This window comes from Mumia xiangluensis (genome assembly GCF_010994095.1).
GTDB lineage: Bacteria > Actinomycetota > Actinomycetes > Propionibacteriales > Nocardioidaceae > Mumia > Mumia xiangluensis.
The window spans coordinates 436582-452010 of the sequence record NZ_WJYO01000004.1 but is presented as its reverse complement, the minus strand read 5'-3'; the positions used below and the strand labels follow the sequence as shown (position 1 = coordinate 452010).

13 protein-coding genes are annotated in these 15429 nt (G+C 70.0%); 3 read left to right on the top strand and 10 right to left on the bottom strand.

Features of this window, described 5'->3' with window-relative positions:
• Positions 1-9: 9 nt before the first annotated feature.
• Genes GH747_RS15215 through GH747_RS15175 form a run of 9 tightly spaced genes read right to left on the bottom strand, consistent with a single transcriptional unit; the run spans position 10 to position 9037 of the window.
• The gene (locus GH747_RS15215; RefSeq protein ID WP_149770428.1) at positions 10-1113 is read right to left on the bottom strand and encodes a glycerate kinase; all 1104 of its coding nucleotides are present in this window, start codon (positions 1111-1113) and stop codon (positions 10-12) included.
• A complete protein-coding gene (locus GH747_RS15210; RefSeq protein ID WP_228552945.1) occupies positions 1110-2006 on the bottom strand; it encodes a sugar phosphate isomerase/epimerase family protein in 897 nt (298 codons plus the stop codon). Before GH747_RS15210 ends, GH747_RS15215 begins: the two co-directional genes overlap by 4 nt.
• On the bottom strand, positions 2003-3172 hold the full coding sequence (locus GH747_RS15205) for a dihydrodipicolinate synthase family protein (RefSeq protein ID WP_228552944.1): 1170 nt from the start codon (positions 3170-3172) through the stop codon (positions 2003-2005). Before GH747_RS15205 ends, GH747_RS15210 begins: the two co-directional genes overlap by 4 nt.
• A complete protein-coding gene (locus GH747_RS15200; protein ID WP_149770427.1) occupies positions 3169-4317 on the bottom strand; it encodes a Gfo/Idh/MocA family protein in 1149 nt (382 codons plus the stop codon). Before GH747_RS15200 ends, GH747_RS15205 begins: the two co-directional genes overlap by 4 nt.
• Positions 4318-4322: 5 nt before the next feature.
• Positions 4323-5075 carry an ABC transporter ATP-binding protein gene (locus tag GH747_RS15195; RefSeq protein WP_149770426.1) on the bottom strand — a complete coding sequence of 251 codons (753 nt, stop codon included), beginning with the start codon at positions 5073-5075 and terminating at the stop codon, positions 4323-4325.
• On the bottom strand, positions 5068-5823 hold the full coding sequence (locus GH747_RS15190; RefSeq protein ID WP_149770425.1) for an ABC transporter ATP-binding protein: 756 nt from the start codon (positions 5821-5823) through the stop codon (positions 5068-5070). The genes GH747_RS15195 and GH747_RS15190 overlap by 8 nt, the downstream gene beginning before the upstream one ends.
• Positions 5820-6938 (bottom strand): branched-chain amino acid ABC transporter permease, encoded by a 1119-nt coding sequence (locus GH747_RS15185; protein WP_228552943.1) that lies wholly within the window; start codon positions 6936-6938, stop codon positions 5820-5822. Before GH747_RS15185 ends, GH747_RS15190 begins: the two co-directional genes overlap by 4 nt.
• Positions 6922-7806, bottom strand: coding sequence for a branched-chain amino acid ABC transporter permease (locus tag GH747_RS15180; RefSeq protein WP_149770424.1), 885 nt, complete (start codon positions 7804-7806; stop codon positions 6922-6924). Before GH747_RS15180 ends, GH747_RS15185 begins: the two co-directional genes overlap by 17 nt.
• 7 nt (positions 7807-7813) lie before the next feature.
• Positions 7814-9037, bottom strand: coding sequence for an amino acid ABC transporter substrate-binding protein (locus GH747_RS15175; RefSeq protein WP_205602955.1), 1224 nt, complete (start codon positions 9035-9037; stop codon positions 7814-7816).
• A gap of 173 nt (positions 9038-9210) precedes the next feature.
• Between GH747_RS15175 and GH747_RS15170 the strand changes: the two genes are divergently transcribed.
• A complete protein-coding gene (locus GH747_RS15170; RefSeq protein WP_149770423.1) occupies positions 9211-10242 on the top strand; it encodes a LacI family DNA-binding transcriptional regulator in 1032 nt (343 codons plus the stop codon).
• A gap of 60 nt (positions 10243-10302) precedes the next feature.
• On the opposite strand, the gene GH747_RS15165 is transcribed toward GH747_RS15170, so the two are convergent.
• Positions 10303-12639 (bottom strand): PQQ-dependent sugar dehydrogenase, encoded by a 2337-nt coding sequence (locus GH747_RS15165; protein WP_194842918.1) that lies wholly within the window; start codon positions 12637-12639, stop codon positions 10303-10305.
• A gap of 351 nt (positions 12640-12990) precedes the next feature.
• Between GH747_RS15165 and GH747_RS15160 the strand changes: the two genes are divergently transcribed.
• Both GH747_RS15160 and GH747_RS15155 read left to right on the top strand, forming a co-directional pair.
• A complete protein-coding gene (locus GH747_RS15160; RefSeq protein WP_149770422.1) occupies positions 12991-13953 on the top strand; it encodes a ThuA domain-containing protein in 963 nt (320 codons plus the stop codon).
• Between the two features lie 95 nt (positions 13954-14048).
• Positions 14049-15398: a transaminase gene (locus GH747_RS15155; protein ID WP_205602953.1), complete on the top strand. Its 1350-nt coding sequence runs from the start codon at positions 14049-14051 to the stop codon at positions 15396-15398.
• Positions 15399-15429: the final 31 nt, after the last annotated feature.

The following is a 15429-nucleotide window of genomic DNA, read 5'->3' as shown; positions in this document are numbered from 1 at the left end:
GGCTCGAATCTAGAGCACGCTCGACGTCACGGCAGCAGCAATGCGTTCGAGAAGTGCGGACGCATCGGTCACGCACCGGTCCAGATCGGGCTCGACGTGCTGGAGGGCGAACACGTGGTCGACGCCGGCGGTGCGTGCCTCGTCGTCGGAGAGCGTCGTCCTGCCGCAGACCACGACCACGGGGATGCCGCGGGCGGCAGCTCGGGCGGCCACGACCGCAGGGCCCTTGCCTCGCAGGGTCTGGGCATCGAACGACCCCTCACCGGTGATGGCGACGTCGACGTCGTCGAGCGCCCGGTCGAGCCCGACGAGATCGAGGACCAGCTCGGCACCCGAACGGGTCTCGGCGCCCAGCACGGCGAGCGCCGCGAACCCCACCCCGCCCGCGGCCCCGGCGCCGGGCACGTCGCGCAGGTCGCGCCCGGTCGCGTCGGCGACGACGTCGGCCCAGCACGAGAGGGCGGCATCGAGCGTCGCCACCTGAGCGGGGTCGGCCCCCTTCTGCGGTGCGTACACGACAGCCGCGCCGTGCTCGCCCGTCAACGGGTTGTCCACGTCGCAGGCCACCACGAGTGCCGTCCCGCCGAGATCGATGCCGCTCAGATCGAGCGACGCGACCTCGGCGAGGCCCGCACCGCCGTCGGCCAGCGGCACGCCGTCGCCGTCGAGGACACGGGCACCGAGCGCGGTGAGCATCCCAGCACCTCCGTCGGTCGAGGCGCTGCCGCCGATGCCGACGACGACACGGGTCGCGCCGTCGGCGACCGCGGCGGCGATCGCCTCGCCGAGCCCGCGTGACGTGGCGGTCATCGGCGCAGGCGCGCCGGGCAGGCGTACGAGTCCGCACGCGTCGGCCATCTCGACCACAGCGTCGTCCCCGTGACGCGCGACCGTGGTCCGCACCGGCTCGCCGGTGGGCCCGGAGACCGTGACGGGCACGGGGGTCCAACCCGCGGCGAGCGCCGCCGCAACCGTGCCGTCACCGCCGTCGGCGATCGGCAGCTCGACGACGTCGGCACCCGCGGCGCACAGACCGCGTCCGATCGCCGCGGCGACCTCGGTCGCGTCCAACGACCCCTTGAACTTGTCGGGCGCGACGAGGAACCGTGTCACAGGTAGGGCTCGACGAGCTCGGCGTAGCGTCGTGCCATCGTCGCGACGACGTCCTCCCCTGCCGCCGCCCACACGTCGGCGTTGAAGATCTCGACCTCGACGTCACCGGCGTACCCGGTCGCCGCGACCGCCCGCGTGAACGCCGGGAAGTCGACGTGACCGTCGCCCATCATGCCGCGGCCCAGCAGGTTGTCCGCGGGGACGGGCGTGATCCAGTCGCACACCTGGTAGGCGACGATCCGCTCGCCGGCGCGCGCGATCTGCTGCTCGACGTCCGGCTCCCACCACAAGTGGTAGGTGTCGACGACGACGCCGACCTGTGAGGCGGGGTGCTGCTCGGCGATGTCGAGCGCCTGCCGCAGGGACGAGACGACGCCCCGGTCGGCGGCGAAGATCGGGTGCATCGGCTCGATGCCGAGCCGTACGCCGCGCTCGCCTGCGTACGGCGCGAGCCGGCCGATCGCCTCTGCCGCGCGTTCGCGGGCACCGGCGAGATCCTTGCTGCCGCCGGGGAGCCCACCGGGGACGAGGACGAGCACGTCGGTCCCCAGCGCCACGCACTCGTCGATCGCTGCGCGGTTGTCGGCGTCGGCGGCCTCACGGGCGTCGGGCTCCTCGGCCGTGAAGAACCCTCCGCGGCACAGCGAGGACACCCGCAGACCGCTGTCCGCAACCCACTGGGCCGCGGTCTCCAGACCGACCTCGGCCACCGGCTCGCGCCAGAGGCCGATCGACGACAGCCCCGCGGCGCGGGCACCGTCGAGGGCCTCGCGCAGCGACCACTGCGCGGTCGTCCGCTGGTTCAGCGAGAGCCGCGCCAGGCGCGGATCCCCGACCGGCGGCGTCTCGACGCGCGCCGCGTCACCGCTCGGCACGTCCAGCACGGCCGTCACGGTCGCGCCCCGGCGGTCTCGAGGAGCAGACCGAGCCGGTGCGCCGCGAGGTCGGGGTCCGGGAGCAGGCGTGCCTCGTTGGCGAGGGCGAACACCTCGGACAGGTGGACGACGCTGCGTGCCGACTGGAGACCGGACACCATCGTGAAGCCGGGCTGGTGGCCCGACAGCCACGCGAGGAACGCGATGCCGGTCTTGTAGTAGTACGTCGGAGCGCTGAACACGTGCCGCGACAGCGCCAGGGTCGGCGCCATCTCGGCGTCGTACGTCGCCACGTCGCCCTCGTCGAGCGCAGCCAGCGCGGCCGACGCCGCAGGGGCGACGGCGGCGAACGCTCCGAGCAGTGCGTCGGAGTGGTGCGTGCCGTCGCCGCGGATCAGCTCCGGGTAGTGGAAGTCGTCGCCGGTGTAGAGGCGTACGCCCTCCGGCAGCGCCGCGCGCAGCCCGACCTCGTGCTCGGCCGACAGCAGCGACACCTTGACGCCGTCGACGCGGTCGGCGTGGGTCTCGACCAGCTGGAGGAACGTGGCCGTCGCCGTGTCGACGTCGGCCGAGCCCCAGTAGCCGGCCAGGTGCGGGTCGAACGCCTCGCCGAGCCAGTGCAGGATCACGGGCTCGCTGACCTGCCCGAGGACCGCGTCGTACACCGCCAGGTAGTCGTCGGCCGACGACGCCAGCGCCGCGAGGTGCCGCGAGGCCATCACGATCACCTGGGACCCGGCGCCCTCGATCGCGGCGACCTGCTCGAGGTACGCGTCGGTGACCTCCGCGAGCGTACGGAGCTCGGCACGATGGTCGGTTCCGGCGCCCGAGGCGATCCGCGCACCGGCCTCGCGCGCCTGCTCCGCGCTGCGGGTCACGAGCTCGACGACCGCGGGCCAGTCGAGGCCCATGTTGCGCTGAGCGGTGTCCATCGCCTCGGCGACGCCCATGCCGTACCGGAACAGGTGCCGGCGGAACGCGAGCGTCGACTCCCAGTCGATCGCCGCCGGTGCGCCGGGGACGTTCTCTCGATAAGGGTCGGCGACGACGTGCGCGGCTGCGAACACCGTACGGCTGCGGTACGGCGCGGGGTGGTCGACCCAGTCGCGAGGCTCCCGCAGGTCGACGCCCTGCCACGTCCCGTCGGCCCGCGGGACCGCGATCGTGCCGCGCGTGGTCGTCACGCGATCCCCTCGATGCTCACCGTCCGGCCCTCCCGCGACGACTCCAGAGCGGCGTCGACCAGCTGCAGCCCGCGCACGCCCGACCAGAGGTCGTGGCGGTGCGGGCGTCCGGCGTGCCAGTCGAGGAGGAACTCCTCCCACTGAGCCCGGAAGCCGTTCGCGAACTCCTGGTTGTCCGGCACCTCGGACCACTGGTCGCGGAAGACCTGGTCGGTCGGCAGGTCGGGGTTCCACACCGGCTTCGGCGTGCGGACCCGCGACTGCACCTTGCAGCCGAAGAGGCCAGCCACCGCGGAGCCGTCCGTGCCGTCGACCTGGAACTCGACGAGCTCGTCCCGGTTGACCCGCACGGCCCACGACGAGTTGATCTGGGCGACGATGCCGCCCTCGAGCTCGAAGATCCCGTACGCTGCGTCGTCGGCGGTCGCCTCGTACTCCTCGCCCTTCTCGTCCCAGCGGGTGCCGATGTGCGTGACCGCCTTGGTCGTGACCGTCTCGACCTTGCCGAGGATGTTCTCGAGCACGTAGTTCCAGTGGCAGTACATGTCGAGGACCATGCCGCCGCCGTCCTGGGCGCGGTAGTTCCACGACGGCCGCTGGGCGGGGAGGTAGTCGCCCTCGAACACCCAGTAACCGAACTCGCCCCGCACCGACAGGATGCGGCCGAAGTAGCCGGCATCGACCAGGCGGCGCAGCTTGAGCAGGCCGGGCAGGTACAGCTTGTCGTGGACGACGCCGTTCATCACACCGGCTGCGTCAGCGGCGCGCGCGATCTCGACGCCCTCGCCGACGGTCTCGGCGATCGGCTTCTCCGTGTAGATCGCCTTGCCGGCCGCGATCGCCTTGAGGAGCGACTTCTTGCGCTCCGAGGTGACGAGCGCGTCGAAGTAGATCGGCGCGGACTCGTCGGCGAGAGCCTCGTCGACGTCGACCGTCCACTCGGCGATGTCGTGCTTGGCCGCGAGCTCGGCGAGCTTGTCGGCGTTGCGGCCGACGATCACCGGCTCGACCTGCAGACGGCTGCCGTCCGGCAGCTGCACGCCGCCGTCGTCGCGGATCGCGAGGATCGAGCGGAGCAGGTGCTGGCGGTACCCCATCCGACCGGTGACGCCGTTCATGACGATCCGGACGCTCTGCTGTGCCATGGACTTCACCTGTTCTTCGTAGATGCGGGCTCGCTCGGGCGCCCACCGAGGTAGAGCGCACCGAGCTGCGGGTCGGCGAGGAGCTCGGGTGCAGGACCCGAGATGTGGACGCGTCCGAGGTCGAGCACACAGCCGACGTCGGCGGTCTCGAGGGCGCGACGGGCGTTCTGCTCGACCAGCAGCACGGCGATCCCCGCGTCGCGCATGCGGACGACCTGGTCGAACACGGTGGCGGTCGTCTTCGGGTCGAGGCCCATCGACGGCTCGTCGAGCAGCACCACCTTGGGGCTGACCATCAGCGAGCGGGCGAACTCGACCTGCTTCTGCTGCCCGCCGGACAGCAGGCCGGCGAGCTGCTTCCACCGCTCCCCCACGATCGGGAAGAGCGACTGGACGAACGCCACGCGCTCCGCGACCTTCGCCTTGTCCCGCACGGTGAAGGCGCCGAGCATAACGTTCTCCTCGACCGTCATCTCACGGAAGACGCTGTGCCCCTGGAGCACGTGGGCGAGACCGGAGGCGAGCATCGCCTGCGGGCCCTGGCCCGTGACGTCCACGCCGTCGACGACGATCGACCCCGACCGCGGTGTGAGCAGGCCGCTCGCCACCTTCAGGACCGTCGACTTGCCGGCGCCGTTCGGGCCGACGAGGCACACCACCGAGCCGGCGGGCACCTTCACGGTGAGGCCCCGCAGCACGAGCGCTGCGCGCCCGTAGCCGGCCTCGATGTCGTTGAGCTCGAGCAGGTATTCAGACACCGAGATACGCCTCCAGGACTCGAGGATCGGTCTGGACCTCCGACGGAGGTCCTTCCGCGATCGGGCGGCCGCGGTCGAACACGATGACGTGGTCGCTGAGGCTCATCACCATCTCCATGTTGTGCTCGACGACGACGAAGGTCCGGCCCTCGGCGTTGAGCTCGCGGATGAGCGTGCCGATCCGGCCGATCAGCGCCGGGTTCACGCCGCCCGCGGGCTCGTCGAGCATGATCAGGTCGGGCTCGGCCATGAGGACGCCGGCGAGCTCGAGCAGCTTCTGCTGGCCGTACGAGATGTCGGCCGCCTCGGACCGCTCGAGGTGGTCGATGCCGACCCGCCGCAGGTAGCCCCGCGCGCGCTCGATCTCGTCGTCGTTGCGGGCACCCTTGAGCAGCGAGCGCAGGCCGTCCGTGCGGTGCGCGACCAGGACGTTCTCGAGGACGGTCATCCGCGGGAAGATCCGGCACAGCTGGAAGCTGCGCCCGATCCCTGCCCGGGCGATCCGGTGCGGAGACCGCCCGGTGACGTCGTTGCCGCGGTAGGAGACCGAGCCGGAGTCCGGCTTGATCATCCCCGTGACGCAGTTGAAGAACGTCGTCTTGCCGGACCCGTTCGGGCCGATCAGCGCGTTCACCTTCCCGTCGACGAAGGTGACGGTCGCATCGTCCACGGCCTTCACGCCGCCGAACGACTTGCTGAGCGAGACCGTGGCGAGGCTCTCGCGGGGAGGGGCGTCGGTGAGGGTCATCGCTTCGCCTTCTCTGTGGTCGAGGGCTCTGGGTCCGAGGGCGTCGACGCGTGCCGTCCCGCCCGCTCGGACGACTCGCTCTGGTCGCGCTCGAGCAGCTCCGCGGCAGTCATCTCCCGGATCGAGCTGCGCTCCGGGGTGAACCGGTCGACCAGCTTCATGCCGGCGGGGATGATGCCGTCCGGCATGAAGAGGACGACGATGCCCAGCAGGAGACCGGTCGCGACCAGGTGGAACTGCGTGTCGCCGAACTCGAGCTTGAAGTACTCGAGGGCCGTGCCGACGATGAGCGCGCCGAGCAGCGGGCCGTACAGCTGACGGACGCCGCCGAGCAGCGCCATCAGCACCATGTAGGAGCCGATCAGGATCGAGAACTGGAACACGGGGTCCAGATCGCCGAACCACAGCGCGTACATGCCGCCGCCGAGCGCGGTGAAGAACGCCGAGACGACGTAGACGACGAGCTTGTACGAGTACGTCGGGATGCCGAGGGCCTCCGCCTTGTCCTCGTCCTCGCGGATCGCCTTGAGGCCCATGCCGAAGCGGGAGCGGTCGATCAGCCACCAGCACAGCAGCGTCACTGCGAGGAGCGCCGCGAACAGGTAGAAGAACGTCTCGTGGTGCTCCGGGCGCAGCATGTCCGGGAACGGACGGGGCACGACCAGGCCGTTCGAGCCGCCCGTGAAGTCGCTCCAGCTCTGGAACACCAGCAGCATGATGAGCACGAGCGCGATCGACACGATCACGAACGACGCACCGCGCACCCGCAGCGCTGCCCACCCGACCGGGATCGCGAAGAGCGCGACCCCGACCCCGGCGAGGAACCACGCGACGAAGCTCGACAGGTCGAGCTTGGTGATCAGCAGAGCGGTGCCGTACGCCCCGAGGCCGAAGAAGGCCGCGTGACCGAGCGAGATGTAGCCGGTGAAGCCGCCGACGAAGTTCCACGAGGTCGAGAGCACCGCGTAGCTGAGCACGACGACGCCGGCCGACAGGATGTACGGGTTGGCGGCCCAGGAGGGGAAGGTCAGCAGTGCTGCCGCGCACGCGGCGAACACGACGACCTTCGCGACGAAGGCCTTGGAGACGCTGAGTCGATCAGAAGCGTTGAGCAAGGCGACCTCCGAAGAATCCCTGCGGCCGCAGCATCAACGTGGCGAACAGCGCCACGTAGAAGATCGTCTGCGCCCACGTCGTCCCCATCGGGATCTGCAGCAGGCTCTGACCGATGCCGAGCACCATCGCGGCGATCGCGGCGCCGGGGATGCTCCCCAGCCCGCCCACGACGATGATCGCCATCAGAGGCCCGATCCAGTGCCAGTGCAGGGACGGGTAGATGGTCGCGTCGAGCGACAGCGCGGTGCCGCCGATCGCCGCGGTGGCCAGACCGAGCCCGAAGCCGTAGCCCGCGACCCGGTCCGTCTTGATTCCGACCAGCTGCGCGGCCTCCTTGTGCTGGATCGTCGCGCGCAGCGACTGGCCGAACTTCGTGTACTTCATGATCACGTAGAGCGCGGCCAGCGAGGCGGCAGCGAGCCCGAAGGTGATGAGCTTGACCACGGCGACGTGGGCTCCGAACACCTCGATGCTCTCGCCGCTGTAGCCGAGCTGGATGCGACGCTGCGTGCCCGAGAAGACGAACCCGAGCAGGCCCTCGATCGTCAGAGCGATCGCGAAGGTCAGCAGCACCGACATCATCGTGAGCGTGACCGGCCGGAGCCTGGCCACGAGCAGCCGCTGCATCAGGACGCCGACGGCGAAGAACAGCGGGACGGTGACGAACAGGGAGAGCAGCGGGTCGATCCCGGTCTCGCGGTGGAACCACCACGCGAGATAGGCCGCGAGGATGAGGAACGCGGAGTGCGCGATCATCACCACCCGCATGATCCCGAAGTAGAGCGTGAGCCCGGCTGCCAGGAGGGCGTAGAGCCCTCCCAGCAGGATGCCGAGCACCAGGCTCTGGAAGAGGAGCGAGCCATCCATCAGCGTGTCACCAGGCCGGCTTCGGGTAGATGATGTCGGCTTCCTTGACGTCCTCGGGGAGCACGATCTTGATCTCGCCGCCGACCCACTGCTGGATCATGTGGGCGCCCTGCGGACGGCCGTCGGCGTCCCAGCTCAACGGGCCGACCACGGTGTCGACCTCGTTCTCGTGGAGCCAGTCGATGAGCTTCTGCTGGCACTCGCCCTGCTCGGCACAGCCGACAGCCTCGACGGCGGCGGCGACGACCTGGCCGGTCGTGTAGGCGTTGGCCTCGTCCTCGCCGGGCGGGTTGCCGTTGCGCTCGGTGTAGCTCTCGACGAACTCCTTGTTCGTCGGGACGTCGGCCTGCTCGGTGTAGCCGGTCGGCGAGAGGATGCCCTCGGTCTTGTCACCGATCGCCTCGGGGAACTCGGGGTTCGTCGGGGCGGTCGAGAAGGCAGCGAGCTTCGGCTGGTAGTCGAGCTGCTGCAGCGCGACGATGAGGTTGACCGCGTCCTGGTACTGCGTGCCACCGACGATCATGTCCGCGTTCGACGCCTCGATCTTGGCGGCGATGCTGCTGAAGTCGGTCGTGTTCGGCGGGTACTTCTCGTCGACGACGGTCTCGATACCCGCGGCCTCCATCTTCTCCTTGAGGCCGTACGCCGTGCCCATCGCGAACGGGTCGTCCATCGCCGCGTACGCCGCGGTCTTGGGGCGCTGATCGGCGGGAAGCGCCTCGATCCACTCGGCGAGGTAGTTGTAGTGGTCGTTCGCGACAGCGGGAGCGGCGTAGAAGAGGTTGCCGAAGCCCTGCTCGAAGACCTCCGGCGCCGCACCGGCGGGCTCGACGAACAACATGCCGTACTCGTCGGCCACGCGTGCCGACGGCACGACCAGGCGGGTCGAGAACGGGCCGAACACGAGGTCGACCTCGTCCTGCGCGATCAGCGACTCGTAGTCGGCGACGACGCGGTCGGCGTTCGACTGGTCGTCGAGGATCTTCAGCTCGACCTTGCGGCCGAGGAGACCGCCTGCGTCGTTGACGTCCGCTGCCCATGCCTCGTAGCCGCGCTGGACGCCCTTGCCGGGCTCGGCGAAGTCACCCGTCAACGGGAGGGAGACGCCGATGGTGATCGGGCCGTCGTCGTCACCGGAGCCGGAGTCAGAGCCTCCGCATGCGGTGAGGGCGAGGGACGCGGCGCCGAGCAGGGCGCCGATCCTCATGATGCTCGTTGTCTTCATCGACATGACACTCCTACGATTTGAGGTCCGCGTGTCCGGGCCGCCGTAAGCGCTTTCGTAAGCGCTTACGTAGGATAGACAGGGAACGGCGACTGTGGCAAGGGTCACAGGCGCCAGAGGTAGGCCGGACGTCACGACGCACCGGCCAGGACTGGCTCGGCCAAGAGAGGGGCAAACCGATGGCGAGAGGTCGGACCGCGCCACGGCTGGTGGACGTCGCCGAACGAGCGGGAGTCTCGCTCGCGACCGCGTCCCGCGCACTCTCGGGGCGCGAAGGTGTCAGCCCGGCCGTTGCCGAGCGCGTCCAGGCGGTCGCAGCCGAGCTCGGCTACGTGGTCAACGCGCACGCCCGGTCGCTGGCCGGCGGGTCGGCCTCGATCGTCGGGCTCATCGTCCACCAGATCGACGACCCGTACTTCTCCGAGATCGCGGCAGGTGTCATCTCCGTGGCCTACGAGCACGGCATCACGGTGCAGATCTGTCACTCTGCCCGCGACCCCGAGAACGAGCTCAGGCAGATCCGCACGCTCGTCGCCAACAACGTGCGCGCGATCATCGTCGCGGGATCCGGGTACGTCGGCGACGAGGTCGAGACCGCCGCGAAGCGCGAGCTCGCCGCCTTCCAGGACACCGGCGGACGCGTCGCGGTGATCGGCCGGCACGCCCTGCGCGCCGACGCGGTGCTGCCCGACAACGAGGACGCGGGTGCGGCGCTCGCCGAGCACCTCGTCGGGCTCGGCCACCGGCAGATCGCGATCGCCTCCGGGACCGTCAACCTCACGACCGTCGTCGACCGGCTCGCCGGCATCGAGCGCGCGCTCGCCGACCACGGCATCGACATCGACGACCTCCCGCTCGTGGAGGCCGAGTTCACGCGCGACGGAGGGGCGTACGCCGCTGAGCGGATCCTCGCCGAGCACCCCGGGTCCACGGCGATCATCGCGCTGAACGACGCGATGGCCATCGGCGCCCTGGCGACCCTGCGCGCGCACGGGGTCGCGGTCCCCTCGCAGATGTCGGTCGTCGGGTTCGACGACGTCACGGTCGCGGCCGACCTCGCACCCAGCCTCACGACGGTCAGGCTCCCGATGGCCGAGATGGGGGCGGACGCGCTCATGATGGCGCTCAAGGACCCGTCGTCCCGGCCACGGCGCAGGCACACCGGGCACGAGCTGATGGTGCGCGACTCGTCCGGCCCCGTACGCGCCTGACCCACCCCTGGACACGCCGAAGGGGGCGGCGGGCCTCGGCCCGCCGCCCCCTCCGTACGCTCACCGCTCGACGCGGCGGAACTGCTGGTTCACCTCCAGCTTGGTCAGCGAGCTGTCGAGGAACATCAGGCTGTCCATGCGGCAGTTGCAGGGGTTCCGCTCGGAACCGTTCTGCGGGAAGCTGCCGCCGATCTTGATGCCGCGCGGGTTGGTCGCCGAGGTGACCTCCTCGCCTGGAGCGGCGTTCTGCCACGGGTCGTCGGTCCGGGTGTAGAAGCCCGGGATCGGCTTGCCGTTCTTGTAGAGGGCCATGGTGCCGTTCGTGTAGTTGAACGTCGCCGCGATGTGGACCCACTCACCCTGCGGGAGCAGCGTGCGCCAGTCCTCCGACGCCGCGAACGTCTGGGACGCCCCGGTGTCGACACGCCGGCCGAGGGCGACGAGCCGCAGCTCGCCGTTGACGTCGATGAGCTCGAGGAGCGCACGCACGCCGTGGCCGTCGGAGTTGCCGGCGAGCACACCGGCCAGCCCGATCGCGTTGTAGCGGTCGTTCGGGTCCGGGGTGTTGGTGTTCAGCGACGGCCCGTCGCCGGTCATCTTGACCCAGCCCATCACCGTGATGCCCTTGGCGGCGTTGAACCGCGACAGGGACTCCACGCCGTCGGCGTCGTCCTCGTAGATGCCCGCCTTCCAGGGCAGCTCACCCGCAGCCGGATCAGCCTCGCGGATCTGGATCGAGCGCTTGCTCCCGGCGAACGCCCCGTCCCTGACCCGCATGTCCGACCCGCCGTTGATCAGGGAGATCGGCGTGCCGGAAGCACCACGGTCGGCCTCGACGTCGCCGCGCGGGCGCTCGAAGTCGTAGTGGGCCACCATGTACGGCGCCACGGCCGGGTGCACGTCGCGCTCGTCCTTGACCTTCTTGGTCCCGACGATCTTCCAGACCTTGCCGTTGGCCTTGGCCAGGAGGTAGAGCTCGTCGTCGCCGTCACGTCCGAGCCGCAGGTCGACCCGACGGTCACCCACCAGCACGGGCGTCGTGACCTCGTTGCCCTGCTTGTCGAACAGCGTGAGCTCGTGGATCTGCGCAGCGGGCTTGCCGCGGCGCATCTCGCGGTTCTCCGTGTACATCACGCGGCCGTCGACGAGGTCCGCGAAGAGGTACTTGTCCTTGAGCTTCGGGACGTCCTTGCCGCGGTACACGAAGCCACCGCTGACGGCGTGACCGACGTCGGCACCGCACGGGTATCCCGGCGGCGGGTTGTGGTCGTACTGCGCCACCGGGTAGTTGTAGCCGTTGGCCTCGTCGCCCTCGGGGAGCGGGTAGAGGTTGCAGCGGTCGTTCTTGTCGAACAGGAACGACCCTTCCCGCTCGCTCCAGCCGGAGTTGTCCCCGGCCTTGACGTCGTAGATCGCCTCCACGTCCTTCTCACCGATGTGGCCGAGGAGCAGGCGGTGGGAGCCACCCGTGTCCCAGCTGAAGCGGTGCGGGTCGCGGTAGCCGTACGAGAAGATCTCGCCGATGGCACCGGGCGTGCCGACGAACGGGTTGCTCGCCGGGATGCCGTACTTGCCGTTGTCGCTGTTCGTGCCGGCGGGATCGATGCGCAGCAGCTTGCCCTGCGGGGTCGCGAGGCTCTGAGGCTCGTCGGTGCTGACACCGATGCCACCGTCCCCGGCCGCAACGTACAGCAGGCCGTAGTCCTCGTCGCGCTTGTCGGCGGTCGGGTTGAACTCGATCTGCTGGATGCCGTGGATGCGCGTGGCGAAGCCGAGGCGGAGCACCTCGCGGTGGGTTCCGCTGAACGTGCTCGCCTTCGGGTCGTCGGCGGTCCACTCGATGATGACGCCGTGGTACGCGGTGTTCGGCTGCGGCGTGAGGTCTGGCGTCTTGTTCGTGAGCGCACCGAAGGCCTCGGTGTGCACCGTGTAGAACTTGCCGTTCTTCTTGAAGTCGGGGTGCCAGGTGGCGAAGCCGAACCCGCTCCCCATGCCTGCGCCGGAGAAGAAGTCGGCGCCGACCTCCGCCTTGAGATCGAGGTACGGCGTGGGCGCGCCCGGCTTGCCGTGCTTGCCGCCGCCGCTCATGAGGTAGAGCGTGCCGTTGAGGTCGGGGACGTAGAGCCGCCCGGAGCCGTCGGGCAGCTCGCCGAGGTAGTTGATGCGTGCGTGCCGCATCAGGCGGGGATCGGTCGGGGCCGGGGTCGGCTCGGACTTCGGGAACTGGGCGACCTCCTCGACCACCAGACCGAAGTCGGCCATGACCGGCTCCGGGAGCGGGTCGGTGAGGGGTGCGGGCGCGACGGGATCTGCCGCCGTCGCCGCTGTCGTGGCTGTGGTCATCGTCGCGGCGACCAGTGCGGCCGCTGCGAGAAGACTCCACCTTCGTTGGGTCATTCCATCCACCATCCGTGTGTCGTCAGAGGGTTTCGCGGATGGCTCGAGACGAGGTCGTCGAGACGGAGCTTCGAAAACCAGGTCTCCCCGAGATTGAGCTGTCCTTGGGTGCCGAAAGCGCTTCCGTAAACGCTTTCGTGAAACGTATGGCTATGACGTACGTCACGTCAAGCGGAGGTTACGACGCTGTGTCATCAAGGCATCCGCCCAGGTTTGGCTGCTCTTGACGCATTCGCCTTCGAGGAGGATCGTTCCCACGCAAGCGCTTTCTGCAAGCGCTTGCGCCCCTCTCGGGGTAAGCCTCGGAGCGGCGTACGACGCGTCGATGACGCCTCAGATCGAAGGAGTGTCATGAGGATGAGGAAGATCCTGGCCGGAGCGTTCGCGCTGCTGGTCGGTGCCACAGTGCTCGCTGCCTGGCCCTCGGTCGCCGACCGCGGCGGGACCCGGTGGGCCGTCGACGACGACACGCGGGCCGACTACGGCGTGTGCCGAGGCACCGACGACGACTGCTACCACGACTGGCAGACCGCCTTCCGCGCCGACGGCGTCGACCGCGTCCTGGTCTACAGCGCGACGGGCGTGTCGCGTCACGCGCACCTCGGCCCGCGTCTGGCCACCGGCATGAACCCGCCCCTGACCGACGCGAACGTCGCCCAGCAGGCGATGCGCCGTTGGGGCGCCGAGAACGGGCTGACCATCGACTGGACCGAGGACGTCCTCCAGCTCGACTCCCCCGCCAAGCTGCTGCGCTACGACGCGGTGGTCTTCCTCAGCAACTCCCGCGACATCCTGGACGACGCGGCGCAGACGTCGCTCATGCAGTACGTCCGAGCGGGCGGCGGGTTCGTCGCGGTCCACAACACCCTCGGCGCGGAGTACCACTGGCCGTACTTCCAAGGTCTCCTCGGCGGTGCCAACTTCTACGACCACGGACCCTCCCGCAACGGCGTCGTCGAGAAGGCGAGCCGTCGGGACGTCTCGGTCGCCGAGCTGCCGAAGCGGTTCACCATGAAGGACGAGTTCTACAACCTCGTGCCCTTCCCGACCGGCGTACGGGTCCTCGCCCGGGTCGATCCCGACACGCTCGAGGGCGGCGGCAAGGGCTTCAACGGCCACCCAGGCCACCCGGCCGAGCACCCGGTCACCTGGTGCCAGTACTACGACGGCGGTCGGTCCTGGGTGACCTCGCTCGGTCACGAGGTCGCACTCTGGCAGGACACGGCGGGCGACGAGCAGGCCCGCCTGTTCAAGAGCCACGTGGTCAACGGTCTGCTGAGCACGATGGGCAAGAAGCCCTTCTGCAAGGCCTGACCCTCGCCTCGGCCGCGTTCCGTCCCCGATTCGGGCAGTTCGGGTGAGAATCGATTCGTGATTCCTACCCATACTGCCCGAATCGGGGACGAGGCGTGATCGACCGTGACCGGCTCGCGAACGCGTACGCCCGCGAGCTCGAGACCTTCGCCGTTGCGCACCCGCGCTCACAGGCGGCGTACGCGTCCGCGACCCACCTCTTCGGTCAGGTCCCGATGACGTGGATGAACAAGCTCGCCACGGGGTTCCCGCTCTACCTGGACCGGGCGCAGGGACACACGGTGCACTGCATCGACGGCCACGAGTACCTCGACCTCGCGCTCGGCGACACCGGCGCCATGGCCGGTCACTCCCCCGAGCCGACGGTCCGGGCCGTACGCCGGCGGCTCGAGGAGCTCGGCGGGATCACGACCATGATGCCGACCGAGGACGCCGAGTGGGTCGGCGCCGAGCTGACCCGGCGCTTCGGTGCGGCACGCTGGAGCTTCTCGCTGACGGCCACCGACGCCAACCGCTGGGCGATCCGGCTGGTCCGGGCACTCACCGGGCGCCCGAAGATCCTGGTCAACCCGTACTGCTACCACGGCACGGTCGACGAGTCCCTCATCGTCGTCGACTCAGACGGGCACGGCATCGACCGCCCCGGCAACGTCGGCGCCCCGGTGGACGTCACGCTCACGAGCCGGGCCGCCGAGTTCAACGACCTCGCGATGCTCGAGCGCGAGCTGGCCCACGGCGACGTGGCCGCGGTCCTGATGGAGCCGGCTCTGACCAACATCGGCATCGTGCTGCCCGAGCCCGGCTACCTGGAGGGCGTCCGCGAGCTCACCCGCGCGTACGGGACGCTGCTCATCAACGACGAGACGCACACCTTCTCCGCCGGTCCCGGCGGGGCGACGGCAGCGTGGGGCCTCGAACCCGACGTGGTCGTGGTCGGCAAGGCGATCGGCGGCGGGATCCCGAGCGGCGCGTACGGGCTGTCGGAGGACCTCGCGGCGCGGGCGCTCGCCCGGACCGACCTCGACCTGGTCGACATGGGCGGTGTCGGCGGCACGCTCGCCGGCAACCCGCTCTCGGTGGCAGCCATGCGCGCCACGCTCGGCGAGGTGCTGACCGACGAGGCGTTCGCCGGGATGACGGCACGGGCCGAGCGGTTCGCGGCCGGCGTGGACGCGGTGATCACGCGACACGACCTGCCGTGGTCGGTGAGCAGGCTCGGGGCACGCGCCGAGTACCGGTTTGCGCGACCCGCCCCACGCAACGGCACCGAGTCGGCCGCGGCTGCCGACGGCCCGCTCGAGGACTACCTGCACGTGTTCCTCGTCAATCGCGGCATCATGCTCACGCCGTTCCACAACATGGCGCTGATGAGCCCGACGACGACGGACGAGGACGTCGACCGGCACACCGCGGTGTTCGAGGAGGCCGTCGCGTCGGTGCTCTAGATGTCATCAGCGACTCGACGGTGACCACGCA